This is a genomic window from Priestia sp. YIM B13552 (assembly GCF_042787775.1).
Classification (GTDB): Bacteria; Bacillota; Bacilli; order Bacillales; family Bacillaceae_H; genus Priestia; species Priestia megaterium_E.
The window spans coordinates 319,497-344,140 of record NZ_JBHZOU010000005.1 but is presented as its reverse complement, the minus strand read 5'-3'; the positions used below and the strand labels follow the sequence as shown (position 1 = coordinate 344,140).

The window sequence follows — 24,644 nt, the reverse complement described above, 5'->3', positions numbered from 1 at the left end:
GTGATTGTTAGGTAGTATATACCCGTTTTTTAACTTAAAGGTGTTTTTTATTTGTCTCACTATTAGGGGTCAGTCCCTATCCCAGCAAGGGGTTCTTTTTTAGATTTGTAGGATTCTAGCTTTTATGTGGTCCTATCAGTGCTTAACAAAATAAAAGGATAGATAGGCTATGGAAACTAATTTAAATGTGCGTTCTGCTTACAAGAAGGTAGTGACCATCATCAACAAATTCTCATATAAATAAGTAAGCTTGTTTACTTTTAACTAAATTTATTTATTAATAGGGGGATTAACTAGTTGATGAATTTGACGCTTCATGAACGTTCTGAAAAGTTATTAAAGCAAAGAATTAAACAATTAAATCCGAGAGATCCATTTAACTTTGTTTTTATGGGAGACAGCAGAGGTGACGGACCAAACGATGATTGTTTCACGATGAGCGGTGAATTTGAGCTTGTATTAAAAAAGGCGGTGGAATTGAACCCGCTGTTTATTATTCATGGGGGAGACACCGTTTATACAGGGAAAAAAGAGTATTTGGAGCACTTTGTTAAGGTTGTTGAAAAAATCGCCCCGAACATTCCTATGTTTGTATGCGTAGGGAATCATGATGAACTGTACCTTGATGAAAGCAATCTTGAAAACTTCAGAGCCACTATCGGAAAAGTACACTGGGTCATTGATATTCCTGTCTTCAACTTCCGGTGCATCGCATTAAATAATGTCATCAGTCCCAAGAATAAAATATATGGATTTACAGATAGAGAGCTGAATTATTTAGAGCAGCAGCTGGAGGATGCTCCTCGTAACACCGTTGTAGCGATGCATGCGCAGCCAAATATTGGCCGGTGGTCAAATCTTGAAGGGTTTCCTGTAACGACTCCTCAAAGTCAAGAATTTTTTGATTTAATTCAAGAACACCGCGTGAAAAAAGTGTTAGTCAGTCACGTGCATGCGTATGACGAGCAGTTTATTAGAAAAAACAGAAACGGGTCGTTTACGCTTGGAAGAGGCACTGATTTTGTATTGTCAGGAGGCGCCGGTGCTCCCCTTGATTTTGAGCCGCCTTTAATTTTAAATAATTATAATTTTACGCAGTTTTTTGTAAGCAGGTACGACATTTTAGGACCTCTTCTTTGGAAGGATTTTGGACGACCTCGAAGAAATTGTTTGTGAAAACAAGAAAATAGAAAGCTAGGTTCAAAAAAAGAGGCTGGGACAAAAGGATTTTAGACGAAGTGAAAAAAGGACCATTGATCAAGATGTTTGATTAGTGGTTTGTTTTTTTGTTAAGGCAAACGTAGGTTTCATGTGTATAGGTCTTTCTAGCAGGTGATTGGAGGACAAGACGAAGACTCCTGCGGGAAAAGCGGAACAGGTGAGACCTCGCAGGAGCGTATGCGACGAGGAGGCTCAGCGCCCGCCCGCGGAAAGCGAAGTCTTGTACGGAAATCAACTGCGGTGTCACAAGCGATTCAGCTCATGTATCCCATTTGCCTTTAGATTGAATTCATTTTGTTATGTCTCAACCTCTTTTGGAAAAATGTGCATAACTCTTAACGAAACCTTGTAGCAGAAGGCTCAGTCAAACGTTATAATAGATAATGAATGATGATATATTCTCTATATTTGTCATATATTTGTATTACATATGTAATTAAAGAAAAACATTCACTTGATATACTGTTTAATGACTTAACTTTATCTTGGAATTTACAGTGAAATGCCTGCTTATAGAGGCTTAGAACATACACAGCAAATGGAGGAGCAATCATGGCAAACGAAAAGATGCAAGAAGGGCTTGATCGTTTTATCAAGGAAGATTTAAATGACCTTTTAGGTAGACTGTTCCCCTTAATGGACCGGGAGTGTGCCGAAGAAAAAAGAAAGCTTATCGAAACAGCGGTAGAGTACATTTATTCGTCAGGATATCACCAGGGAGCAAAAGATTTAATCGAAACGCATCGAAAAGATGATTACAAATTGTTAAGGCAAAAGTTAGCGTCAGCGCCTCCTAAAAACTAATTTTTTTGAAATTTCTTTTGACAACATAAATGTAAGGTGTTAAGATGACTCTACATTCAAAATATTATAAACAATTAAAACTCTTATTGAGAGAGGCGGAGGGACTGGCCCTGTGAAGCCCGGCAACCATTTAACATTCTTGTTGAAAAGGTGCTACATCCTGCAAAGCGTACAGCTTTGAAAAATAAGAGAGGATTTCATAGATACTATGCCTCTCTATTCGTGATAGAGAGGCTTTTTATTTTATGTGAATATGTTTTGAATGAACAATTTTATAAAAATGCATCAGGTGCTGTGTAACGAATGTACGCAGCTTAAAAGGGAAGACCGGTGAAAAGCCGGCGCGGTCCCGCCACTGTAATGGGGAGCAACTTATTAACCACTGTTTCATGTTGAAATGGGAAGGGATAGGAAGCGATGAACCTAAGTCAGGAGACCTGCCTGTTGTATGCACTTAAGCTCTACGGGATATAGAGAGGAGTGAGGAATACGTGTTGAGAAAAACAGGCTATCTCAACTTTAGTTAAGTATGCGTATCATCTCTCTTTTCATTTCGAAAAGAGAGATTTTTTAGTTTACCGATAAAAAATATACAGGGAGTGGAAAAAATGAGCAGTGTAAAAAGTTCAAACTTAGGTTATCCAAGAATTGGTGAAAAACGAGAATGGAAAAAAGCGCTTGAGCAGTTTTGGGCAGGAAAGCTAGAGAAAGATATCTTTCTTCAGGAGATTGAAGCTCTTCGTCTAGGGCATCTGAAAAAACAGCGTGACGCAGGAATTGAATTAATTCCAGTCGGCGATTTCAGTTTATACGATCACGTGCTAGATACAGCGACTATGTTTGGTCTAGTGCCAAAGCGCTTTGATTATGACGGAGGACCGGTATCGCTTGAAACGTATTTTGACATCGCCCGAGGAACAAAAGGTGCGGTAGCCTCTACGATGACAAAATGGTTTAACACAAATTATCACTACATCGTACCAGAGCTTGAGGAATGTACGCCGTCTCTTATAGAAAATCGCCCGCTTCAGTTTTACAAAGAAGCAAAACAGAAGCTGAATATTGAAGGCAAGCCCGTGATTTTAGGTCCAGTAACATTTGTGAAGCTGTCAAAAGGATATAAAAAAAATGAGTTTAAAGAAGTAGTTGAACAATTTGTTCCTCTGTATGCGACTATTTTAGCTGAGCTTCAGGCAGAAGGAGTAGAGTGGGTACAGATAGATGAGCCGATTTTATCTACAACGCTATCAAAAGAAGACCTGGCACTTTACACAGAAGTCTATCAAACTTTGAAGGAAGCGGCACCGAATGTAAAAATCATTTTGCAAACGTATTTTGACAGCGTTGATCACTACAAAGAAGTTGTGTCTCTTCCTGTTGAAGGAATCGGTTTAGACTTTGTGCATGACCGAGGCGAAAATCTCACGGCTCTTAATAAATATGGTTTTCCGAGTGATAAAGTGCTGGCAGCAGGAGTGATTGACGGACGAAACATTTGGCGTGAAAATTTGGACGAACAGCTTTTAACGATCAGTGAAATTGAAGAAGCCGTATCAAAAGACCGTTTGATTCTGCAGCCTTCATCAAGTTTATTACATGTTCCCGTCACGGTGAAAAATGAAGAGACGATTGATCCAGTATTGAAAAATGCGCTCTCTTTTGCAGATGAAAAGCTAAAGGAAATCACGCTTTTAGCAAAAGCAGTGCAGCAAGGAAAAGAAGCAATAGAAGAAGAAATAAGCGTAAACAAACAGGCAATTCAAGCATTAAATGGATCATCTTTTCGAAATCATCAAGACGTGCAAAAAGAGCTGAAGCAGCTGCACAGCTATAAAGCAGAGCGACAAGCGCCGTTTGACGTACGTCAGCGCGTTCAGCAAGAAGCTTTTCAACTGCCGCTTCTTCCAACGACAACGATTGGAAGCTTTCCGCAAACAAAAGAAGTGCGAAAAGAGCGTCTAAAATGGCGTAAAGGCGAGTTAAGCGATGAAGCATATGAAGCGTACATTAACGATGAAATAAAAAAATGGATTGAAATTCAAGAAAACATCGGCTTAGATGTCCTTGTGCACGGAGAGTTTGAGCGTACGGACATGGTCGAATACTTCGGTGAGAAATTAGGAGGCTTTCAGTTTACGAAGTTTGGCTGGGTGCAATCTTACGGTTCTCGCTGCGTGAAGCCGCCGCTTATTTACGGAGATGTATCGTACGAGCAGGCGATGACGATCAAAGAAACGGTCTACGCACAGTCTTTAACCAATAAGCCGGTTAAAGGAATGCTGACGGGTCCGATTACGATTTTAAACTGGTCGTTTGTGCGTGATGATATCCCGCGCTACGACGTGGCAAATCAAATTGCGCTTGCTCTTAGAAAAGAAGTAGAAGCACTTGAAAGTCAGGGCATTTCAATGATTCAAGTAGATGAACCGGCGCTGCGTGAAGGATTGCCGTTAAAACGAGAAAACTGGAACAGTTACTTAAATGCTGCGGTGTATGCATTTAAACTAGCGACGGTATCGGTGCAAAACGAGACGCAAATTCACACGCATATGTGCTATTCGGAATTCGAAGAAATTATTGATGCGATTAAAGCGCTGGATGCCGACGTGATTTCTATTGAAACATCTAAAAGTCACGGTGAATTAATTTATGCGTTTGAAAAACATACGTATAATCAAGGAATTGGACTTGGCGTATATGATATCCACAGCCCGCGTGTACCGAAGCTTGAAGAGCTTCAGCGAAACATTGACCGCGCTCTAAAGGTGCTTGATCCTGCATTATTTTGGATTAATCCCGACTGTGGCCTTAAAACAAGAGGAATCAGCGAGACGGTTGAAGCTTTAAAAGTGATGGTTGAGTCTGCAAAACAAACCAGAAAAAATTTATTACAAAACGTTTAATAATAAGAAAGTAAAGGACAAGCAGTGTAACCGCTACACTGCTTGGTCTTATGGGATTTTAAAAGGCCAAAAATATCCATTGACACTTCCCGTACATTTTTGTATCTTTTTAAAGGTGTTTTTAAAATCAGGGAGGTACAACATGAGTAACAACAGCACGCAGCACGTTAAAATTGTAACAGCGGATCCATCAGCGCTAGGTCTATTCGGACTTGCCATGGTAACACTTGTTGCATCGTTTCAAAAGCTTGGGGTAACCGATGGTGTTTCATTGGTATTGCCATGGGCGATTTTTTTAGGCGGAATAGGACAGTTAATCGCGTCTATGCAAGATTTCAAACATAATAATACCTTCGGCGCAACTGCTTTTGGTGCCTTCGGATTATTTTGGCTAGGTGTAGCTATGACATGGCTTATTCAGCTTGGAGCATTTGGGGAAGCGCTCGCAAAAGAAGCGGATCCGAAGCAGCTCGCATTTGCTTTTGTCGGCTACTTGATTTTCAGCGTTTTTATGACAGTTGGAGCAATGGGCACTCATAAAGTATTATTTATTATTTTTGTGTTAATTGATTTCTTATTCATTGGATTATCGCTAAGTACATTTGGTGTGGCATATGAATACACGCACTTACTAGCAGCAGTGTCAGAGCTATTAATTGCTCTGTTTTCATTCTATGGATCTGCAGCGGCTGTATTAAATACTCACTATGGTCGAATTGTGCTTCCGGTGGGCAAGCCGTTTGGTGCATTTATCAAATAATCAAGATGTTAATTAAAAAGCGAAGTAGGGTTGAATTCTGTATGATGCAGAGGTCAATCCTTTTTTGTTTGGGCATTTTTATATATAGTAGAAAGAGATAGTTATATGTAATAGAAGCTTTTAGAGAAAAAAGAAAATACATAATGAAAGGAAACGTTCCAATGATTATAAGACAAGTGGAGGAAAAAGATTTAAACCAATTAATTACGTTAGAAAACAAAGGCTTTACACCTGCAGAAGCTGCCTCAAAAGATGCATTTATCACGCGGATCAACACTATTCCTGATACGTTTATCATCGCTCAAGAAAATGAAGAAATAATCGGATATGTGAACGGTCCCGTCATTTCAGCTCCGTTTATTACGGATGATTTGTTTGAAAAAACGATTTCGAACCCTGAGGCAGGCGGTCATCAAAGCATTTTAGGTATCGTTGTAAATCCCAATCATCATCACAAAGGAATTGCCAGTATGCTGCTAAGAGAGTTTGAAAAGCAAGCGCAGGACAAACAGCGCTTAACGGTTACTTTAACATGTAAAGAAGAATTGATTCCGTTTTACGAAAAAAACGGATATGTGAATCAAGGAGTAGCGGAGTCTCAGCATGCAGGCGTGCAGTGGTTTAATATGAGCAAGGAGCTTTAGCAAACAATGAAATAGAAAAGCACAAGCTTCCTTTAAGGAGTTTGTGCTTTTTTATATTAATTTCTGTGTAGTTATTGTAAATATGTAAAAGTAAAGGTGGTATTTACATGAATAAGTACGGCTTTTTTTATTGAGAGGTTGCACAGGTGTTTAATCTATTTCGTTGCTTCTAGCGGTTGATTGGAGGGCAAGGCGAAGACTCCTGCGGGAAAAGCGGCACAGGTGAGACCCCGCAGGAGCGAACGCGACGAGGAGGCTCAGCGCCCGCCCGCGGAAAGCGAGACCTTGCACGGAAATCAACAGCGGTGTAACAAGGGATTTATACTCAATCATTTTTCTCATTTTTTCGTCTTTAGACTGGATCAATCTCGTTATGTTTCAATCTCTTTTTTAGGTAGGTAAGAGACATTGACTTGTCAAACATATTTGACAGTAACAAGAAAAATAATATAAGATATGGATGTAAAAAGTTTTTTACATTTTAGAGATGAGTGATGAATGGTGGAAAATCGAATTAAAGAACTGCGTAAAAGCAAACGGATGTCTCAAGACGAACTGGCAAAAGTATGCGGCGTATCGAGACAAACGATTAATGCAATTGAAAACAATAAGTATGATCCAAGCTTAACGCTAGCTTTTCAACTTGCTACAGAGCTTGGAGCAACAGTAGATGAGCTGTTTTTATTTCATAAATCATGATGAGTTAGTTAAAAAGAGAAGGTAATGTGAAGTAGTGATCTTACTAGTAGAAGTTTTAACATGGCTGTAAGCTAAAAGCACATAAGTAAACAGTAGATCAATATTACTTCTATCACTTTATAAAAAAGAGATTTACAGAGCAACGGTGGTGAAAGGAATGAAAAATCGAGCTGCCGGAGTAGCTCTTACAAGTACGGGCATGTTACTGTTGATGGTAACGTTAGTACTTCCTGTTCCGGGATTAACGTATAGTTTACTTGTAGGAAGCAGCATTGTACTAAAAGGCTGCGGAACAGGAGGAATAAAAAGGTGTATCACGTGAATGCAGCGTGATGTAGAAAAGGAGGTTCCTTTTGAAAAAAAGAACGATTGTTATAGCTGCACTTTTATTTATTGTCGTATTTTATTTTACATATACCGGGAAAGCCTATCAGTTAAAAGACGTCATAAAAGTAGATGAAGCAAACGTTACGCGTATTGAAATAGATACGGACGAAGGAAAGCGTGTAGTAGACGATAAAAAGAATACGAAAGAGATCGTACACTCTTTGTCACAGATAGAAGTAAAAAAAAGCAAGGAGCTCGACCCAAAGTTTGACCGAGCTTACTGGGTAAAAATCGTTGAAAACGGAAAAGATGCGTACGGTTTAACGATTTACGATGATGATTACATAAAAGCGTTTAGCTTTAAAGATAAAAAACAGGCGACATATACGATTGTTAAAGATCAAAAAGTAGATGTCAAAAAGCTGTTTTCAACTAAATAAACAAACCTACTAAAAAAGACAGCCAGCGCTGTCTTTTTTTATGAAAATAATAGATTGAAAATTATGACTATTTAAAGCGGAATTAATCCTTGCCTATATAATTAATAAATGATTGAATTAGGTCAATATCAGGGTTAACTAATAGTGCTGGAAGAAGGCCAAATGTTAATAATACAAGAACGTTTGATCCAATAAAGATGCGAAGTGCTTTTTTGATTTTCATGATATTTCCTCCCTTTTTTATATTTTCGTATAAAAAGAGAAAAAAATCAATAGAAATGTGACGAATTTGTGAACTTTTTGTCTAATAGTCCCTGATAGATGATAAAAATTCCCTCTCTATACTAGATAAAGAGGGGATATAGCACGTCATAAAATATGTAGAAACATTAAAAGTACATGCGCAGATTCCCAATAAATCGGTAAAGAAAATAGCATGAAAAACCGATTAAGATACATCCTGCCGCAATCGAAACCCATTTAATATAAAACTGATTCAGTACTTTTCTAGTTCCAGAGACAATCGTCATTAAGCCTAGGTCATGAATTAAAATCCCTGTTAATATTCCGGCAGCAATCAGCAGGAAATGAAAAGAATGAGAGGATTGAAGCGAATTGGTCAGCACCGTTCCAAACACGCTGAGCCAAAAAATGAGATTGCTAGGAGAAATCGCAACAAAGATCCCGTTCACATAAGAAGAGGAAAACGACTTTTTTACGTGTTCTCCAGGAGCCGTTATGTCATGGTCGGCATGTTTAATACTGTCATAGCCAATATAAAGTAAAAAAAGCGCTCCTATAAGCCACATGATAAGCTGTATAAAAGGAGCCGATAAAACAGAAGCCAGTCCAGAGTAAAGAAGCACAATTAGTAATAAATCAACCGTCATTCCTCCGAGTCCAACAACCCATCCGTGAAGAAACCCGTTTTTTAAACCTTGTTTTGTCATTTCAATCGTCACCGTACCAACGGGAAGGGCAATCGAAAGACCGAGCAGTACATTTGTCAAAAATAACGTCACCAAAAACAAAACCTCTTTCAATCTTGTATCTACTATCGTTTTCCGTTTAAGTGGTCTTTCATTATATAAAAATATGTAATAAAATTCAATATTATGTATAAAAAAACATATGGTGAATATAAGAGGAGGAAAAAGTAAATGAAATTGATTTGTGAATCGTTGGAAAAAGAAGACTACACGCAAGAACTTCCAGAAGTGAACTTTACACATCCTTTGATTCAACAAAAGGTACGTGAACTCAAAAGCAGCTTGCCTCATTCTTCCCTAGCGTACATAAAAAAAGCCTATGAGTTTGTGAGAGATGAAGTATCTCATTCCTGGGATATTCAAAGCAAAATCATCACGAAAACCGCTTCAGAGGCTGTAAAAGAAAAGGAAGGAATTTGTTACAGCAAGTGTAATCTATTAGCCGCTTTGCTGCGTGCAGAAGGGATTCCCACAGGCTTTTGTTATCAAAGGCTGATACTTGGAGATACGTTAGACACAGGCTACTGTATTCATGCCTTAAATGCTGTCTACATCAAAAGTGAAGAGAGATGGATTCGATTAGATGCGAGAGGAAATAAAGAAGGAGTGCAGGCGGACTTTTCGCTTAAAAAAGAAAAAGTGGCTTTTCCCGCGAATTCTGCACGGGGGGAAGTAGACTATTCACTTATTTATACAAAACCTCATAAAAAAACAATGGACGTGTTGTCGCAGTACGAAGACTGCTTAGATATGTATTTGCACTACTTGCCTACCGAGCTATAAAAAGAGGTTGCGACAAAAGTATGTTAGTTGAAGCAAAATTAGAACGATGAATTGAGATTCTTGGTGGAGAATCCAACTCGTTGGAATTTTTTATTGGAAGGTTTTATGTATATGGCTGCTTCTAGCTGAGGATTGGAGGGCAAGACGAAGACTCCTGAGGGGAAAGCGGAGCTGGTGAAACCCCGCAGAAGCGGAAGCTACGAGGAGGCTCACCTGCCGCCCGCGGAAAGCGAAGTCTTGCACGGAATCAAAAGCGGTGTAACAAGCGGTTCAGCTCATCTCTCCAATTTGTTCGTATTTAGGCAAAATGGACTTAGATGCCTCAACTTCTTCATCATCTTAAACGCTTTCCTGCACGGTGGCTGACGGTCTTTTAAACACAGCAACAAACCACACAATATTCGTGATCAGCAAGCCTAAACAAGAAATCATTATTCCTATAATTGAAGATAAGCTTCCTGAAAAATCTTCTAATCCGAATAAAAACAGAGCCGGCATCAGTAATAGAGTACTAGCAGCGATTAAAAGGCCAATGCTGCAAAAAGCGGCCATCACAAATTTTAAGAAATGCATTCCCAACATATAAAAAGCTAAGGGCAATAGGTATAAAAATAGAACCATGCCAAGAGATAACCACAGCCCAGTTGAGCCGAACGTATTAACGTTGGGACCTGAATCTGCTAGAGGAGAAAGCGAACCAAGAACCAAAATGAAGCAGAAAAATAGGGCGGAAAGCAAAGTGGTGACTATCACACTATTTTTTGCTGTAGAATTACGCACTGTTTTTAACCTCCTTTCCAAAAAACAAGTATATGGATTAATTTTACAATAAAAAAGTTTATAAATCACCAATTTTTTACAAAAATAGTTTAGTAGGTTTGATAATAATGAAGAGAAGCCGGGTTAAGATAATACACGTGTACATATTTTTTGTGTGGACCTGGATAGTGGGTTTCATGCCAGTATTGCGCCAGTATTGTTTGAATAGGATGCGAATGAGGGGCTTCGCCGTAATGTCCGTAGTAGAGGCCGCTGCCTGAATAAGGAGAATACATAAAATCACCTGCCTGTTTAAATGAATGTGTTACACGGTATGTTTTTGTATTGAATAACGTTCTTGTAGAATGTAAAAAGGGCACAAATAGGTCGTTTGCTGTATAAATGCCTCATTTCAGTAAAAAAGACCTCTAAAAGCAAGAGGTCATAACCTAGGCATCTGTATGTTCTTCACTTGGATGTCTTTGAAAATCCAAAAAACGAGTTCCTTGAAACGTCAGCATTCCTTCATCGCCTTCTGCTAGCATGCCGTATTCGCGGCCTGAAACAGTAAATTCAGAGCGGTCGGTGCTTTCAAACTGAAAGGTTACGTAGTAAGTTGTAGACGTGTGAGAGTGATGATGTTCGTGAGCGTGACCCCCATGGCGATGAACGTTTGTACGTTTGCCCGTAATTTTTGCTTTTACGGAAAGACGGGGAGACTGCTCATTTTTACTCCATGTGCCGATCCCTTTAAAAATAGAAAATAGAAAAATACCAATAACAATAACAAAAAATAGCATCACAAACGCAGGCATTCCGTTAAATAACGCGTCGTCTGGAAAAAAAGCGCCTCCGCTTACGTCATCGGGCACATCACCTTCAAAAACAATGTCATCTCCGGACGGATCATCTTCAAATATCATTTCATCTTCAAACATTCGTATTCCCCCTTACTATAAATACGCTTACTGAATGGAAAAAGTTTCATCTTTATAGTAGGCTTATGATAGGATAGCTAGTTACTATTCATACATATGAGTGAACAAGGAAAAGGAGAGATACACATGGGGAAATACAAAGTTGTTATGTCTGGAAAAACGTGGCCAAACGCTTATGAGAAGCTAGCGGAGTACTGCGATATTCAAATGTGGGAAGGAGAAGGAAAGATTCCACAAGAAACGCTGCGCGACTGGCTTCGTGATGCCGACGGCTTTTTTAATATCGGCCACATCACAGTGGACGAAGAGCTGTTAGAAGCAGCGCCGAATCTGCGCGTTATTTCTCAATCGGGCGTCGGGTATGACAGTGTAGATGTCGAAGCATGCACCAAAAAAGGGGTGCCGTTTAGCAATACGCCAGGCGTGCTAGTAGAAGCAACGGCAGACTTAACGTTTGGTCTCTTGCTGTCAGCAGCTCGCCGCATTCATGAAGGCTATGAAAAAGTGAAACAAGGAAACTGGGAAACGGTATTTGGCGTTGATTTATTTGGAAAAACGCTTGGTATTGTTGGAATGGGCGATATCGGAAGCGCCGTTGCCAGACGAGCAAAGGCATCGGGTATGAACATCGTTTACCACAACCGAAGCCGCAAGCATGAAGCCGAAAAAGAACTTGATGCCGTATACCTTTCATTTGAAGAGCTGCTTCAAACAGCTGACTGTATCGTATGCTTAGTGCCGCTTTCAAATGAAAGCAAAGGCATGTTCGGAGAAGCTGAATTTAAAGCCATGAAAAACAGCGCGTATTTTGTGAACGCAGCGCGCGGAGGATTAGTGGATACTGAAGCACTGTACGAAGCGCTGAAAAATGAAGAAATTGCGTATGCCGCACTGGACGTAACAGACCCAGAGCCGCTTCCCGCAGATCATAAACTGCTGCAGCTTTCAAACGTACTGGTGACGCCGCATATCGGAAGTGCTACGTACGAAACGCGCAATCGCATGGCAGATTTAGCCGTCCAGAACCTGCTTTTAGGTCTTGAAAAAAAGCCTTTAGTGACGTGTGTGAATGAAGACGTGAATTACAAGTAAGGAGAGATTTTTTGTTAAAAGCATTACAGCTTATTCTTTCAATTATTACTGTTGGACTGGCTCTTTATATTATGCTCACTCACAGCTACCAGTTCCTTTCATTTTTAAATATACTGCTCGGGTTTACCATGCTAGTTTTAGGAGCAATCGAGTGGCAAAAAAGAAAGAAAACCAGCGCATGGCTGTTGTTTCTAGTTGCGCTGTTTAGCTGGTTTGTTGGTATTTATCGCATGACCATTTAAAAACGCTTGGCAAATGCCAAGCGTTTTTTTTAATGTGCTTCCAGCTGTGCTTCTAACACTTTTTCAATAACGGAAGCTACTCCGTTTTCATCGTTTGTTAATGTAACGTCATCAGCTAGTGCTTTAATTTCCGCGTGCGCATTTGCCATAGCGATTCCTTTTCCAGCCGTTTGCAGCATGGATACGTCGTTAAAGCTGTCTCCAATAGCAATAGTATCAGGAAGAGAGCCGCCAAGCTCTTTTACCACGTATGTTAATGCGTTTCCTTTTGACGCGTCTTTGTGTTCAAGTTCGAAGTTATGATCAGCCGAAGAGACAAGCGTCATATCATGCTGCTTGCTAAAGTGATCCCAGCCTTTTTTTCGTTTTTCATCATCAAATGAAAAAGCTAGTACGTTATAAAGCTCAGCGTTTGTATTTAAAATATCTTCATACGATGCAACAAAGGCAAACCCCGTTTGGCTGTATTGCTTAGCCGCTGCGTGATGAAGTCTTTCTTCATCCACGTTTTTATTGGCGCTTTTTACTCGGTCAATTTCAATAGCCAGCAGCTCACGGCCTGAGTTTGGCGTATAAATCGCATGTTCAGCAAACACTTCATAGTAAAATTCGTTTGCATCCAGCCACTGAAGCGCTTCTTTTACGTGATGTGCATCAATCGGAACAGAATGTCTGAGCTGTCCGTTCGGATCATGAATAGTCGCTCCGTTTGCGGCAATCACCCAAAGGTTTGAAAGCTCAGCTTTTTTTAAAATTTCCTGCACGTCGAAATAAGCGCGCCCCGTAGCAACCACGACTTCAACTCCGTGTTTTTGCGCTTTTTTAATTGCTTCTGCATTAATTGTGCTAATTTCACTGCTGCTATTTAAAAGAGTTCCATCTAAGTCTGTAAAAATCATCTTCATAAACTATCTCTCCCTTTGGCTATTATTACTTGTTTTTGCGTGTTTTATCTTGTTTATCATACAATAAACGAAAAAACACTGATAATCAAGCGTTTTTACATTGTTTTTACAAAAGAAACAAGTATAATAAAGTAAAAAGCAGAAAGAAAACAGGTGAACAAGCAATGTTAAAACAAGAAAGACGCAAACAAATTATGAATTTGCTTGAAAAAGAAGGGCGAATTGTGGCTACCACGCTTAGCCAAACGCTGAATGTTTCAGAAGATACAATCCGAAGAGATCTGCGGGAAATGGACGCGCTTGGTCTGCTGCAGCGCGTACACGGAGGAGCGCTTCCGCGTTCCACGTCTGCGGTTGATTACAAAGAGCGAAAACGTGAATTGATGGATGTTAAGCATTCACTTGCCGTAGCGGCGCTTCCGTTAATTAAAGACGGGCAGGTGCTCTTGATGGACGGAAGTACAACAAATATTCAGCTTGTCAAAGCTTTTCCAAAGAATTTGAAGGTTACCGTCATTACAAACAGTCCGTTAATTACCGTTGCACTAGCGGAACATGACTTTGTAGAAGTTGTTTCTCTTGGAGGAACGTTTCGAAAAGAGTCGATGGTCACGGTAGGACAAAGCGTGGTTGATACGCTTAAACAAATTCGAGCGGATCTTTGTTTTTTAGGCGTATACGCAATCGATCCTAAAATCGGCATGAGCATTCCTTTGCTTGAAGAAATGCACATTAAAAGCCAAATGATTAAAAGTGCGAGTGAAGTAGCGGCTATTGTAACAGCTAAAAAACTCAATACATCGTCAACGTATACCTTCAGTTCAGCAAACTCATTAGATTGGCTCATTACAGAAGAACATGTGAACGAAACCGTGTTAAATGCTTACCGCGAAATCGGCATTGAAGTAATCACAAATAAATAGTAGTTTTAGTAAGGAAGTATATGGTAATGTAGAGTAAAAAGGAGCTTGAGCGATGAGCGAACAAATAGATGTTACGCAGGAATTAGCGAAGCTTCAGCAAAGAGTCGAACACCTAGAGGAAAGAGTGGAAAAAGCAGAGTCTAAGCAAGGTCCTTTGCGGTCATTATGGGAAGCCATGCGATCAATTTTAATTGGACTATTCATTGTAGGGCCTGTAGCAGCAATCATTTTTGGCGTTTTAGCGGCACTGGCAGGGAAATAAAAGACCCGTTTCTTTATCGAAACGGGTCTTTATCATTATTATTTTTTTTCTGAATCAGAACGAAACTTCGTGCTGACAAAAATGATAATGGCTAACAAAATCACAATTGGCAGCCAAATAATTTCAAATTTATAAGCAGGCTCTGCAAGCGCGGCGATAACAGCGCCAAAGCAGTAAAGCACAAGAGACAGCGCGCGAAGAATAGCATCGGTGTTAAACGTTTTGCGGTAGCGAGAACTGCGAAAACGTGCCGTTACGTCTTCAAAAAAGTTAGCAAGCGTCCCTGTCAATACAGTTGTGGAAATGCCGGCTACGCCAAGCTTTCGAGCAGCCGTTGTTTGAAGTCCCATCGCTGAGCTTAATAAGAAAATAAACAAGTAAGTTAAGTGTAAAGAAGGAGAAAACGAAGATAAAAGTGCAAAAACAAGCAAAAGTAATCCTTCTATTCCAAGTGCGATCGTTACGGCTTTAGGCCAAAACGTTTTTTCTTTATTTCCAACTAAAATTGCAGCTCCTACAACTCCTATAATGAAGCCTCCTAAAGCTGTCAGAGAGTGAAAAACAGTTGTTTCAAGCGAGTTTCCGATTGCTAACCCGAGCAACACGATGTTTCCGGTCATGTTTGCGGTAAAGATATGGCCAAGGCTTAAGTAGCCAATCACATCGACGATACCCGCTGTGACACAAAGAACCAGCAAAATAATGTTTCGATAAGTAGAATTCGTCACGGTAAGTCATCCTTTCTTTTTATACCAACTAAACAGTTTACCGTGAAGAAAAAAATCTGTCCAGAGAGTTGTCTTACAAATTTTTAAGCGTGTCCCATCCAAAAGCCACTTCAGATAGAGATGTCCCCTCAATAACAACCTCAGCACGATCGATTCTTTTTCCACCAAGCGCTTCGTAAAACTGACAGGCACCGTTTTGTTCAAAAGCCCATGTGAGCATCGTATGTATATGTTGGTTTGCCAACTCTTGCGCTATTTTATGCATAAGCGCTTTTCCGATTCCTTTTCGCTGATGCTCTGCGAGTAAATACATGGCATACAGTTCTCCTTTATAGAAAGGATGCTTGCTGGTTCTTTCTTTGCCATAAGAAGCAAAGCCTACGATTTGACCGTTTTCTTCTGCAACAAAAATAGAATTTGATTCCAGCTGCTTTTTCCACACGGGCTTTCGCTTTTCGGCGCTCAAAGAATCTAAAAAAGAATCCGGAACAAGTCCTTTATAAGTTGATTTCCAGCTTTCTACGTGTACATTCGCGATGCCTGCTTCATCGCCAATTCTGCCTTGACGTATCATATGCTCACCTCTTTTTTTTTCTATATTTTAACATGATTTTAAAGCCGCCATCCCCGTTTTTTCGTTTTCTTTGTATATATATAGTAGCTATTTTACATAACAAAGGAGATGACGTAATGAGTAAATTATTATTAAAAGATCAGCCGTTAATTGTACTGCCGGCGCTGGCAGTTAAAGTAGGAGTGAACGGAGCGCTGTTTCTTCAGCAGCTTCACTACTGGCTTGAAAAAAGCGTAAACGTGCAGGACGGATATACATGGGTATACAACACCAATCAGCAGTGGCTGCAGCAGTTTCCATTTTGGTCGCTTTCAACGATTCAACGCATCATTTCAAAGCTTGAAAAAGAAGGCCTGATTGTAAAAGGAAAGTACAACCGCTCTAAATTTAACAACACGGTCTGGTACCGGATTGATTATAAGAAACTAGAAGAGCTTATGCCAAGCGATGAATTTGAAGAGCTCGAAGATGTCAATTTGACAGAAGGGGAGAGTCAAATTGAAGCAGAGGATTCACTCACTGTGACGGCGTCATTAACAGAGACTACAGCAGAAAATACAAATCAAATAAAAAGAGAAGAAGACGCGTATGACGCTTACGTACAAACGTTAGAAGCCGCTTTTATTGCTAGAAGAAACCGAGGAGTGTATCCTTCAGCTAGTGACTTGAAGCATATGTACGAAGTCGCCAAAAGCGAAATACCTATAAAAGAGGCGCTCTCTGGACTGCATGAAGCATTTGATCTCTACAAGCCTAAATACAGCGGCGATACCATTCGGGCATTTGCCTATATCAAACAACATCTTTTTCATAAGCATTATGTAACGTTACAGCGTACGCTAGCGAGTCAACAGACTGCAAAGCCGCTTTCCTACGCTACTAAAAAGCGCGTCATTCGCAAGGAATTGACGCCGGATTGGCTAAGAGAAAATGAAGAGCTAGAACCTTCAGCTCCTGCCTTTAAAAACGATGCCCACTTTGAAGAAGAAAAGAAAAAGCTTGCTGAAAGTCTTCGTGAGCTGGAGCAGGAATTAAAAAATAATTGAAAATACCCCCGGACTTTTATAAGATAAAAGATAGTAAACCTTTTGAATACGAAAGGTTTACTAGGTAAAAGAAAAGCGGCTCTTAAAGAAGGTGCGCCATAAACGTGATAAAATTTTTGTTTTTGCTGTTTATGCCTACAATCTTTGTTTTTTTCGGTTTGTGGCTTATCCAAAATGTGTTGGTAACATTTGTTTGCTTTTACGGCTGGATGTTTATGATTTTATATGCGAATAATAAAATTAACTTTAAGGTAGCGCTTACAAAAAAATCTCTGTATGTGGGAACTCTGAGTGGAGTTCTAGGTGCCGCTGTGATAATTGGAAGCAGCCTGTTTTTTTCTGGTAAAATCTTTCATGTAGAAGATATGCAAGCGGTTTTGCAAATATGGGGATTTAGCGGATGGAAAGTGATCATTTTAGCCGTCATTTTGATTTTTATTAACCCTTATTTAGAAGAAATGTATTGGCGAGTATATATACAGAATAAAGTGAAGAAGCATCTGTCCTTATCCGCTTCAACCATTGTTACATCAAGCTTTTATACGCTTTATCACCTGTTTATTATTCTGCCCGTTTTTGCGTTTCCTTTTAATTGGATCTCGGCTGCAGGCGTTTTTTTAGCAGGTATAACGTGGGCGTGTATAAGGGAGCGATATGGTGCCGAAGCGGCAATTATTAGTCATGCGTTAGCGGACGCGGCGATTATGATTGTATACGGATTATATGTAAGATAGTGGTATTATGTCAAAAAACCATGAATCGTTATTCATTTATAACTTGTTTTCATGGTATAATAACAATAATAGTAAAATTTTATCAACACATTTGAATTGAAATAATGTATACTTGTAATACAAAGATTGAAGCGTTTACATAAATCGGAATACACATAGTTAATCTGGGTCCGATGAAAACTAAAAAAAAAGAGAGAGATAATTACTTGGAGGAGGAATAGAAGTATGTTTGTACCTATTGAGCGTAAAAAAGTATCTAGTCAAGTGCTTGATCAATTAAAAAAGATGATTAAAGAGAAAACGTTCCCGCCAGAGTCTCGTTTGCCGTCGGAACATGAGTTATCCAAAATGTTTGGAGTGAGCCGCGCACCAATTCGTGAAGCGCTAAGCGTTCTTTCTGCCAGCGGATTAATTGAATCACGACAAGGCGGAGGAAGCTACGTAAAACGTGTAAACTTAGTGGGTATGCTTGATCCAATGACGTTTGAAATGGTTGAAGCAGATCAGGTTCTTGAACTAATTGAAATGCGTATTATCATCGAGTCGCAGGCAGCAAGCTTAGCCGCGCTGCGCCGTACGGATGAAGAACTGATTGAAATTAAAGAATCGTTAGAAGCATTTAAAAAGACGGTTCACAACAGTGAAGAAATTGGACATGAAGCGGACTATCGCTTTCACCATGATATCGTGAAAGCAGCTCATAACTCATTCCTTCTTCATGCTGTAGAAGATTTAGGTCATTTGTATCGAAAAGCGCTTGCTTATTCGTTAAATAAAAGCCAAAAAGAAAATCGTAAGCAAACGGATGCCGACCATGAGCGTATTTTTGAAGCAATTAAAAATGGAGAGCCAGAAGAAGCAGCAGAAGCGGTTCGTGATCACTTAGAGCACGTTCGCCAAAAAGTAATGGTATCTCAATAATAAAAAAAACGATAGCCCTTGAGGTTATCGTTTTTTTATATGTGTTAGTTATAAAAAAAATCACAAATCATATTCTAGTGAATATGGTTTGTGATTTTTTTGTAAAGATCTTTAAAATTATGTTAATTTTTGGTAAAATTGACGTAGTTTCATAAAACTACATTATGGCTTTAAATGGGTTTTGCTATTTTATTTGATTGTCTTTTGACATAAATGAAAGGAGGTGAAGTGATTGCACATCGTCTCTTTAGAAAAAGCATGTTATGCGGAACTTCAAGCAGTAGGTTCAAAAGCTTACAATCTCTCAAAAATGATTCAGCACGTTTCTCATATCCCTACAGGATTTGTTTTAACATCTCACGCATTACATTCCTTTTTAACGTTTAACCAAATAGAAATAAAAGCAGAAGATAGCAGCGTCATAGAAAGTAAGATTCAAAGCGGCACGTTTCCTTTAGTTCTGCAAAAAGAAACTGTTTCTTCGTATGCCAATATTCAAGGTGCTGGTGTAAAAGCCGTAGCCGTAAGATCTTCTTCCGCACTTGAAGATTTGGAGAATGCGTCTTTTGCCGGACAGTATGAAACGATATTAAACGTAAGAAACAGAGAAGAACTTTTGACAAGTATAAAAAAATGCTGGGCTTCTTATTTTTCATCCGTTGTTCAAGCGTACGCCGAAGATAAAGAAATTTCGCTTTCTAATCCCCAGATGGGTGTCCTTGTACAAGGAATGGTTGAAGCCGATGTATCCGGAGTGATTTTTAGCGTAAATCCTATTACAGAAAGTGAAGATGAAGTAGTCATTAACGTGGCGTACGGCTTAGGAGAGGGAATTGTGTCAGGTGGTGTGACCCCGGATTTATTTATTATTCATAAACAGACAAAAAATATAATGAAAGAACTAGGATTAAAAGAGTATAAGGTAGTGTCAGATTTTACAGGAATAACAAAAGCTGTGACAACGGATAAAGAAAAAAAAGAATTTTCTATATCAGATGAAACAGCACTACAGCTGCTTCGTTTAACGAATCAAGTAGAGCAGTATTGTCAGTACGCTGTAGACATTGAATTTGCCATAAAAAATGAACATATTTATTTGCTTCAAGTGAGACCTGTTACTACATAATGAAAAGGAAAGGGGAAATCAAATGAACGTATTATCTGCATTTCAAAACGACCTATTTTTAAGTGAGGAAGAAAAACAAACAGGATTTTGGGTGCAAGACAACCTACATATCGCACATGCACTAAGTCCTTTATACGCTTCCTTTCAGCTTCCGGCAATGACTTATGGGACGAAGCAAGGTTTTGAAACGTTAAAATTGCCTATTGCTCAATTTGTAGTGAAATTAGCTGATGGAAAAATGTATCAGCAAAATATCCCGTTTCCCGGTGACGTAAACGATCGCTTAAAGGAGCACCAAGAAGCAGTGAAGCCGTTGTTACCTCGACTTAAACCTAGATTATATGAGTACGTTAATGAGGTGTTTTTACCTTTTTATACGGAAGTCAAAAGAAATGCAGAACGTCCCTTATCTTTAAAAGAAGCAGAAGAAAAAGTAAAAGAACTGCATGATTTTTATAAAAAAGCTTGGCAGCTTCACTTTGAAATTGTCATGCCAAGAAGTGATTTAGGAATGATTTTAGAAGAGCTATATGGAGCCTTGACGGGAGATGAGAATACCGCTTACGTATATGATCTGCTGGAAGGCGTAATGAACAAGTCACTTGAAACGGATCAAGCACTTTGGGAACTAACTGACAAGGTAAAGCGTTCTGGCCCGTTAAAACAAGCTTTTACGGACCAGAAGTCAGAAGACATAGAAGCAAATCTATTAGGCACAGCTGAAGGCAGAGAATTTTTAAAGAATCTGCAAAACTTTTTGGATGAGTATGGCTATCGTTCTGCAAATTCGCACGAGTTTATTGATGAGACGTGGGTAGAGAATCCTTTACATGCGCTATCGATTATTGCTGGCTATGTGCGTAAAGATTACGACTTCAAGAAAAATTATGAAGATGTCGTAAAAAAAAGAGAAGAAAGCTATCATGATGTACTTGCAAAAATGCCAGAGTGCCAAGAAAAAAAGCAGTTTAAGCTGTTTTATGGATGGGCCCTAGACGCGTGGGGGTTGGATGAAGATCATCATTTTTATATCGATGCGATGCTGCCCGCTACAGCAAGACTGTTTTTACTGAATGTAGGAACTCTTTTAGCTGATCACCAAGTGATTCATCAGCCTCAAGATATTTTTCATTTTTATTACGATGAATTGCTGGAAGTATTAAAAACGCCCGTGGCGTCTCATGAACTGATCGTTAATAGAAAGCAGGAGTTTGAAGAAAATCGTCATAAAAAAACGCCGCCTGCTTATGGCACGCCTCCTCAAACAGGAGAAGATCCTTTATTAGAGCGTATATTCGGGAAAATGGGGCCTCCAGAAGTAGATGAAACGCAAAAAATCTTTAAAGGAAGTGCCGCTTCAAGAGGCGTTTATACGGGAGTAGTAAAAATCATTTCAGATCCAAGTCAATTTTCTAAACTTAAACAAGGAGAGGTTCTTGTGTGTGAAACAACAGCACCGGCTTGGACCACGTTATTTTCGCTTGCAGGCGCAATTGTAACCAATGCAGGAGGGATTTTATCTCATGCAGGAACAGTGGCTCGTGAATATAAACTTCCAGCGGTTCTTGGCACAAAAGTAGCCGTGGATCTACTAAAAGACGGAGATGTCGTTACCGTAGACGGAACTAACGGAGTGGTGACGATTGAACAGCAGTAAGCCGTCTTTGATTATCTTTTCTATTTTAACGGGAACTTTTTTAATTCCCGTTAATTCCACTATGATTGCAGTAGGCTTACCGTCTATTGCCAAAGCGCTTCATCTTTCCATCGTACATGTATCAGTAGTGGTAACTATCTACTTAATTGTGATGGCAGTTGCTCAGCCCATCGCGGGGAAGCTTGGCGATTTATATGGAAATAAAACGATGTTCGTAGCTGGAATGATTATTTTTTTAGTGGGATCTGCCGCCTGTGTGTTTTCATATAACTTACTTTCGCTCACCGTTTTTCGAACGCTGCAAGCATTAGGAGGCGCACTAGCTACGCCTAACGCAACAGCCATTATGAGACACAGTTTGCCAAAAGAAAAGCTTGGAAGAACGCTTGGGTTATTTGGCTTATCAATGGGGCTGGGAGCAGCTGTAGGTCCTGTATTAGGTGCCTTTTTAATTAAGTATCTTGGGTGGACGTCGATTTTTTGGTTTAACGTTCCTTTTGCTGTTCTATCGTTGATTTGTTCATTTATATACGTGCCGTCTAACGTAAAACAAAAAGCAAAAATGCTGGATATAGGGGGCGCTTTTTTACTTGGAGTAAGCATGACGAGCTTTACGCTAATGCTGACGCACCGTGATTTGTTTAATGCTTGGACTATTTTTATATGTATAGCGTCTATCGTTCTTTTCATTGTGCAAGAACGCAAAGTCCAAGAGCCGCTGATTGATTTTAAGCTTTTTAAGGTTCGTCCTTTTTTTTCTTCAAATCTTTCCATTTTATGCAGTAATTTTATGATGTATAGTACCATTTTGTTTGTTCCGCTTTTGCTAGAGAAGCAGTATGATATTCGGTTAATTGGTTTGCTTCTTTTCTTTTTTTCATTAGCCATGTCTATTTCTTCTTGGCTGGGAGGATTGTTAGCAGAAAAGGTAGGGAAAGAACATCCGATACGATTATCGTTTCTTATTTCACTGCTTGCGGCGATGCTTTATTTCCACTTAGCGAATGCCTCCATTTCTTATACCATTGTATCTTTATTAGTAGGAGGAGTGGGAGCGGGAATCGGTGTTTCATCTATGCAGGCTATGAATATTCAATCCGTCAAAAAAGAGCAATCAGGCACTGCATCGGGCATTTATTCCACTTTTCGTTATATTGGAGGAATGTTAGCGTCAGCTGCGGTGAGCTTGTTAGTAGGCACTACTGGTCTATTGGTGGTTCTATGTATAGCTGGAATAGCAGGATTCCTTGTGTCGTTAGTTGGAAAAGAAAAAGAAAAGCAAGTTTCCTTGTCCAAAGACGTTTTTAAATAAAAAAGAATAGCCAGCGGAGAAGCAGACATTCATTTTATTGCAGGTCCTGAAAATGATGATGTGCTGATCCAAAGGCTATTCTATTTTTAAGTGATCGCTCTTTTTTTCAATTTTACACACCCACCGGTAATACTGCACCACCATCCAAAACAGCAGCGGATTTAGCAGAAGCGAATACCACCACGTCCACCATCCGTAGTGAAAATAACCCCAAGGGGCAGGGAGAAGGGCTACTACTTCATAAAGTAAAACAGCAACCGACCAAAGTAAAATATAGGCGGCTTTTTTTGTAAGCTTCCCGTTAAAAGGATAGTAGGTAAGGAAAAGCATGTTCACAGGCGGAATGAGAACAGTATAGGCAAAAATACCTTGCCAGTCTGTCTCTTGTGTAAAATACCAGTAGCCGTGAAATTTGAAATTAATGAAGACGTCAAAGATATGCTGAGCAGCAATGGTGAACATCCAAATGTGAACAATTTGATTTGCTGTGAAGCGCTTGTTTGTTTTAAAAGCAAGAATGTTAAATATTAAAATAGAAAGAATTAGTCCAATCATATTGGTTCTCCTTTTTGCTTCTTACCTATATTGTATAATTTTAGGAGATTAAATCCAATAGAGAAATGGACATACTACAAACTTTCTGCAGTATTTTTCACAGTGACGGACTGTATTTTTTTCGATTTCTTAAAAATGCGATCACGAGTAAAAGAGCAGGAATGACAATTTGAAACGGAAGATGTAAAGTGAACGGAATGATTTTTAACCCTTCATATACGTGTTCGAAATAGTTTTGAGCAAGAGACAATGAATAAAACAAAACGACTAAGCCGATTGGAAATACAAGCGGTGACGGGTTTTTAAGCTTAAACACGTGGGAAAGGCCCAGCACAGTGGCATAGAAAAACAGACCGATTTTAAAGAAGCCGCCCGTGATTAAAGCCACCATAAAAAACACATCAAGCCGTTCTAAAAAACCTGCGAATTGAATGCTTTGAACCGTGCTTAAAAGCGGAAAAGCAGACCTCGATGTTAAGGTAACGCCCAGCACACCTATATTCACGATCATTGTAATCATAAGGTTAATACCGTTTAACGTAACTGCGCTGAAGACAATCAGAGCGGTCTTTTTCACATTTTTTGTGTATGGAAAGATCATTGCAAATACAATCACTTCACCAAAAGGAAAATAGAGCGTTTGGCTGTACGCAACGCGCAGAACCGGAGCGATGCCTTTTTCAAGAATCGGCCGCAGGTTTGTAAAATCAATAAGGCCGGAAACAAAGATAAGAATAAAGCCGGCAACGGCGAGAACATAGATGAAAATAAAGAGCAGTTCTGCTGAACGTGCCATCACTTCAATTCCTTGACGAACGGTATAAATAATCCCAAGCATAAGCAACGCGTTCACCATAAAAAGCGGCGTATCAGGATAGACGAAGGTGAGAAGCATTGCTCCGAAATCACGCAGCACCCGCGCGGCTCCGTTAGCAAAATATAAGACATAAAGAAAAGCAAGTATGCGTCCCGGTACTTTTCCAATGATTTTTTCAATATACTCCGTCAGCGCTAAATGCGGATAATAGCGGTGCAAGCGATAATATATATAAATGATTGCGTAGCTGCTGATCATACCAACTAAAATGGCAATCCAAGCATCTTGCTTAGCGTCCATCGCTAAGCCGATTAAAAAGGCGCTGCCAATCTCAAAGAGCGTAATTAACACAAACAGCTGCCATCCGCTAATTCGAGCATTTTCCACTGCCTATCCGCCTCCTTTTCTAAAGCTAGTATGCGCTTTTTAACGTGGAGCATATGCATCATGTAAGTAAAGAGTTGGAAAGGAAATAGGAATATT

General features: G+C 39.6%; 30 protein-coding genes and 2 riboswitches. Of the genes, 21 read left to right on the top strand and 9 right to left on the bottom strand.

What is annotated here, in order from left to right; translation table 11 throughout:
• Positions 1-300: 300 nt before the first annotated feature.
• The 10 genes from ACFX40_RS21115 to ACFX40_RS21070 all read left to right on the top strand — a co-directional run bounded on the left by ACFX40_RS21115 (position 301) and on the right by ACFX40_RS21070 (position 7,798).
• Positions 301-1,176 (top strand): metallophosphoesterase family protein, encoded by an 876-nt coding sequence (locus ACFX40_RS21115; protein WP_240717406.1) that lies wholly within the window; start codon positions 301-303, stop codon positions 1,174-1,176.
• A 156-nt stretch (positions 1,177-1,332) separates the two neighbouring features.
• Positions 1,333-1,503: a hypothetical protein gene (locus ACFX40_RS21110; RefSeq protein WP_176526483.1), complete on the top strand. Its 171-nt coding sequence runs from the start codon at positions 1,333-1,335 to the stop codon at positions 1,501-1,503.
• A 270-nt stretch (positions 1,504-1,773) separates the two neighbouring features.
• On the top strand, positions 1,774-2,025 hold the full coding sequence (locus tag ACFX40_RS21105) for a hypothetical protein (RefSeq protein ID WP_013058233.1): 252 nt from the start codon (positions 1,774-1,776) through the stop codon (positions 2,023-2,025).
• A gap of 80 nt (positions 2,026-2,105) precedes the next feature.
• Positions 2,106-2,216, top strand: a riboswitch (SAM riboswitch).
• Between the two features lie 79 nt (positions 2,217-2,295).
• A riboswitch (cobalamin riboswitch) is annotated at positions 2,296-2,484 on the top strand.
• Between the two features lie 149 nt (positions 2,485-2,633).
• Positions 2,634-4,928, top strand: a complete 2,295-nt coding sequence (metE, locus tag ACFX40_RS21100) for a 5-methyltetrahydropteroyltriglutamate--homocysteine S-methyltransferase (RefSeq protein WP_377256206.1) — start codon at positions 2,634-2,636, stop codon at positions 4,926-4,928.
• A 142-nt stretch (positions 4,929-5,070) separates the two neighbouring features.
• Positions 5,071-5,688, top strand: coding sequence for an acetate uptake transporter (locus tag ACFX40_RS21095; protein WP_377256204.1), 618 nt, complete (start codon positions 5,071-5,073; stop codon positions 5,686-5,688).
• Positions 5,689-5,831: 143 nt separating this feature from the next.
• The gene (locus tag ACFX40_RS21090; RefSeq protein ID WP_043981100.1) at positions 5,832-6,332 is read left to right on the top strand and encodes a GNAT family N-acetyltransferase; all 501 of its coding nucleotides are present in this window, start codon (positions 5,832-5,834) and stop codon (positions 6,330-6,332) included.
• Positions 6,333-6,508: 176 nt separating this feature from the next.
• Complete coding sequence (locus ACFX40_RS21085; protein ID WP_276606712.1) at positions 6,509-6,643, top strand: hypothetical protein; 135 nt, start codon at positions 6,509-6,511, stop codon at positions 6,641-6,643.
• A 187-nt stretch (positions 6,644-6,830) separates the two neighbouring features.
• Positions 6,831-7,031, top strand: a complete 201-nt coding sequence (locus ACFX40_RS21080) for a helix-turn-helix transcriptional regulator (RefSeq protein WP_098247882.1) — start codon at positions 6,831-6,833, stop codon at positions 7,029-7,031.
• Positions 7,032-7,188: 157 nt separating this feature from the next.
• Entirely contained in the window at positions 7,189-7,353 is a 165-nt protein-coding gene (locus ACFX40_RS21075; protein ID WP_013058228.1) for a hypothetical protein, read from the top strand.
• A gap of 31 nt (positions 7,354-7,384) precedes the next feature.
• Complete coding sequence (locus tag ACFX40_RS21070) at positions 7,385-7,798, top strand: DUF5301 domain-containing protein (RefSeq protein ID WP_098247883.1); 414 nt, start codon at positions 7,385-7,387, stop codon at positions 7,796-7,798.
• A gap of 82 nt (positions 7,799-7,880) precedes the next feature.
• On the opposite strand, the gene ACFX40_RS21065 is transcribed toward ACFX40_RS21070, so the two are convergent.
• Entirely contained in the window at positions 7,881-8,021 is a 141-nt protein-coding gene (locus ACFX40_RS21065) for a hypothetical protein (RefSeq protein ID WP_013058226.1), read from the bottom strand.
• A 166-nt stretch (positions 8,022-8,187) separates the two neighbouring features.
• Positions 8,188-8,820, bottom strand: a complete 633-nt coding sequence (locus tag ACFX40_RS21060; protein ID WP_205665439.1) for a LysE family translocator — start codon at positions 8,818-8,820, stop codon at positions 8,188-8,190.
• Between the two features lie 138 nt (positions 8,821-8,958).
• Here ACFX40_RS21060 and ACFX40_RS21055 point away from each other — a divergent pair, with 138 nt between their 5' ends.
• The gene (locus ACFX40_RS21055) at positions 8,959-9,570 is read left to right on the top strand and encodes a transglutaminase-like domain-containing protein (RefSeq protein WP_377256201.1); all 612 of its coding nucleotides are present in this window, start codon (positions 8,959-8,961) and stop codon (positions 9,568-9,570) included.
• A gap of 339 nt (positions 9,571-9,909) precedes the next feature.
• Here ACFX40_RS21055 and ACFX40_RS21050 read toward each other — a convergent pair whose 3' ends face one another.
• Positions 9,910-10,350 carry a DUF5391 family protein gene (locus tag ACFX40_RS21050; RefSeq protein ID WP_377256198.1) on the bottom strand — a complete coding sequence of 147 codons (441 nt, stop codon included), beginning with the start codon at positions 10,348-10,350 and terminating at the stop codon, positions 9,910-9,912.
• Positions 10,351-10,778: 428 nt separating this feature from the next.
• A complete protein-coding gene (locus ACFX40_RS21045) occupies positions 10,779-11,267 on the bottom strand; it encodes a DUF2500 domain-containing protein (RefSeq protein ID WP_098247889.1) in 489 nt (162 codons plus the stop codon).
• Positions 11,268-11,393: 126 nt separating this feature from the next.
• Between ACFX40_RS21045 and ACFX40_RS21040 the strand changes: the two genes are divergently transcribed.
• Both ACFX40_RS21040 and ACFX40_RS21035 read left to right on the top strand, forming a co-directional pair.
• The gene (locus ACFX40_RS21040; RefSeq protein ID WP_098247890.1) at positions 11,394-12,359 is read left to right on the top strand and encodes a 2-hydroxyacid dehydrogenase; all 966 of its coding nucleotides are present in this window, start codon (positions 11,394-11,396) and stop codon (positions 12,357-12,359) included.
• 11 nt (positions 12,360-12,370) lie between these two features.
• Positions 12,371-12,601 carry a YczI family protein gene (locus ACFX40_RS21035; protein WP_034650134.1) on the top strand — a complete coding sequence of 77 codons (231 nt, stop codon included), beginning with the start codon at positions 12,371-12,373 and terminating at the stop codon, positions 12,599-12,601.
• A gap of 29 nt (positions 12,602-12,630) precedes the next feature.
• On the opposite strand, the gene ACFX40_RS21030 is transcribed toward ACFX40_RS21035, so the two are convergent.
• Entirely contained in the window at positions 12,631-13,506 is an 876-nt protein-coding gene (locus ACFX40_RS21030; protein ID WP_028409513.1) for a Cof-type HAD-IIB family hydrolase, read from the bottom strand.
• A 164-nt stretch (positions 13,507-13,670) separates the two neighbouring features.
• On the opposite strand from ACFX40_RS21030, the gene ACFX40_RS21025 reads away from it, so the two are divergent.
• Positions 13,671-14,429 carry a DeoR/GlpR family DNA-binding transcription regulator gene (locus ACFX40_RS21025; RefSeq protein ID WP_013084219.1) on the top strand — a complete coding sequence of 253 codons (759 nt, stop codon included), beginning with the start codon at positions 13,671-13,673 and terminating at the stop codon, positions 14,427-14,429.
• 52 nt (positions 14,430-14,481) lie between these two features.
• Complete coding sequence (locus tag ACFX40_RS21020; RefSeq protein ID WP_098524852.1) at positions 14,482-14,691, top strand: hypothetical protein; 210 nt, start codon at positions 14,482-14,484, stop codon at positions 14,689-14,691.
• Between the two features lie 38 nt (positions 14,692-14,729).
• Here ACFX40_RS21020 and ACFX40_RS21015 read toward each other — a convergent pair whose 3' ends face one another.
• Together ACFX40_RS21015 and ACFX40_RS21010 are read right to left on the bottom strand one after the other, a co-directional pair.
• Positions 14,730-15,419, bottom strand: coding sequence for a YoaK family protein (locus ACFX40_RS21015; protein ID WP_028409512.1), 690 nt, complete (start codon positions 15,417-15,419; stop codon positions 14,730-14,732).
• A 73-nt stretch (positions 15,420-15,492) separates the two neighbouring features.
• Positions 15,493-15,993, bottom strand: a complete 501-nt coding sequence (locus tag ACFX40_RS21010) for a GNAT family N-acetyltransferase (RefSeq protein WP_028409511.1) — start codon at positions 15,991-15,993, stop codon at positions 15,493-15,495.
• 116 nt (positions 15,994-16,109) lie between these two features.
• On the opposite strand from ACFX40_RS21010, the gene ACFX40_RS21005 reads away from it, so the two are divergent.
• The 6 genes from ACFX40_RS21005 (at position 16,110) to ACFX40_RS20980 (ending at position 22,789) form a co-directional block, all read left to right on the top strand.
• Entirely contained in the window at positions 16,110-17,039 is a 930-nt protein-coding gene (locus tag ACFX40_RS21005; RefSeq protein ID WP_377256194.1) for a hypothetical protein, read from the top strand.
• 104 nt (positions 17,040-17,143) lie between these two features.
• Entirely contained in the window at positions 17,144-17,773 is a 630-nt protein-coding gene (locus tag ACFX40_RS21000) for a CPBP family intramembrane glutamic endopeptidase (protein WP_377256191.1), read from the top strand.
• A gap of 225 nt (positions 17,774-17,998) precedes the next feature.
• Complete coding sequence (locus ACFX40_RS20995; RefSeq protein ID WP_013058211.1) at positions 17,999-18,694, top strand: FadR/GntR family transcriptional regulator; 696 nt, start codon at positions 17,999-18,001, stop codon at positions 18,692-18,694.
• 232 nt (positions 18,695-18,926) lie between these two features.
• Positions 18,927-19,820, top strand: a complete 894-nt coding sequence (locus tag ACFX40_RS20990) for a PEP/pyruvate-binding domain-containing protein (RefSeq protein ID WP_377256188.1) — start codon at positions 18,927-18,929, stop codon at positions 19,818-19,820.
• Between the two features lie 22 nt (positions 19,821-19,842).
• A complete protein-coding gene (locus ACFX40_RS20985; RefSeq protein WP_060745153.1) occupies positions 19,843-21,477 on the top strand; it encodes a PEP-utilizing enzyme in 1,635 nt (544 codons plus the stop codon).
• Complete coding sequence (locus tag ACFX40_RS20980) at positions 21,464-22,789, top strand: MFS transporter (protein WP_235593547.1); 1,326 nt, start codon at positions 21,464-21,466, stop codon at positions 22,787-22,789. The genes ACFX40_RS20985 and ACFX40_RS20980 overlap by 14 nt, the downstream gene beginning before the upstream one ends.
• A 75-nt stretch (positions 22,790-22,864) precedes the next feature.
• Here ACFX40_RS20980 and ACFX40_RS20975 read toward each other — a convergent pair whose 3' ends face one another.
• Positions 22,865-23,344 (bottom strand): hypothetical protein, encoded by a 480-nt coding sequence (locus ACFX40_RS20975; protein ID WP_377256185.1) that lies wholly within the window; start codon positions 23,342-23,344, stop codon positions 22,865-22,867.
• Positions 23,345-23,441: 97 nt separating this feature from the next.
• Positions 23,442-24,548 (bottom strand): GerAB/ArcD/ProY family transporter, encoded by a 1,107-nt coding sequence (locus ACFX40_RS20970; protein ID WP_377256182.1) that lies wholly within the window; start codon positions 24,546-24,548, stop codon positions 23,442-23,444.
• Positions 24,549-24,644 lie beyond the last annotated feature (96 nt).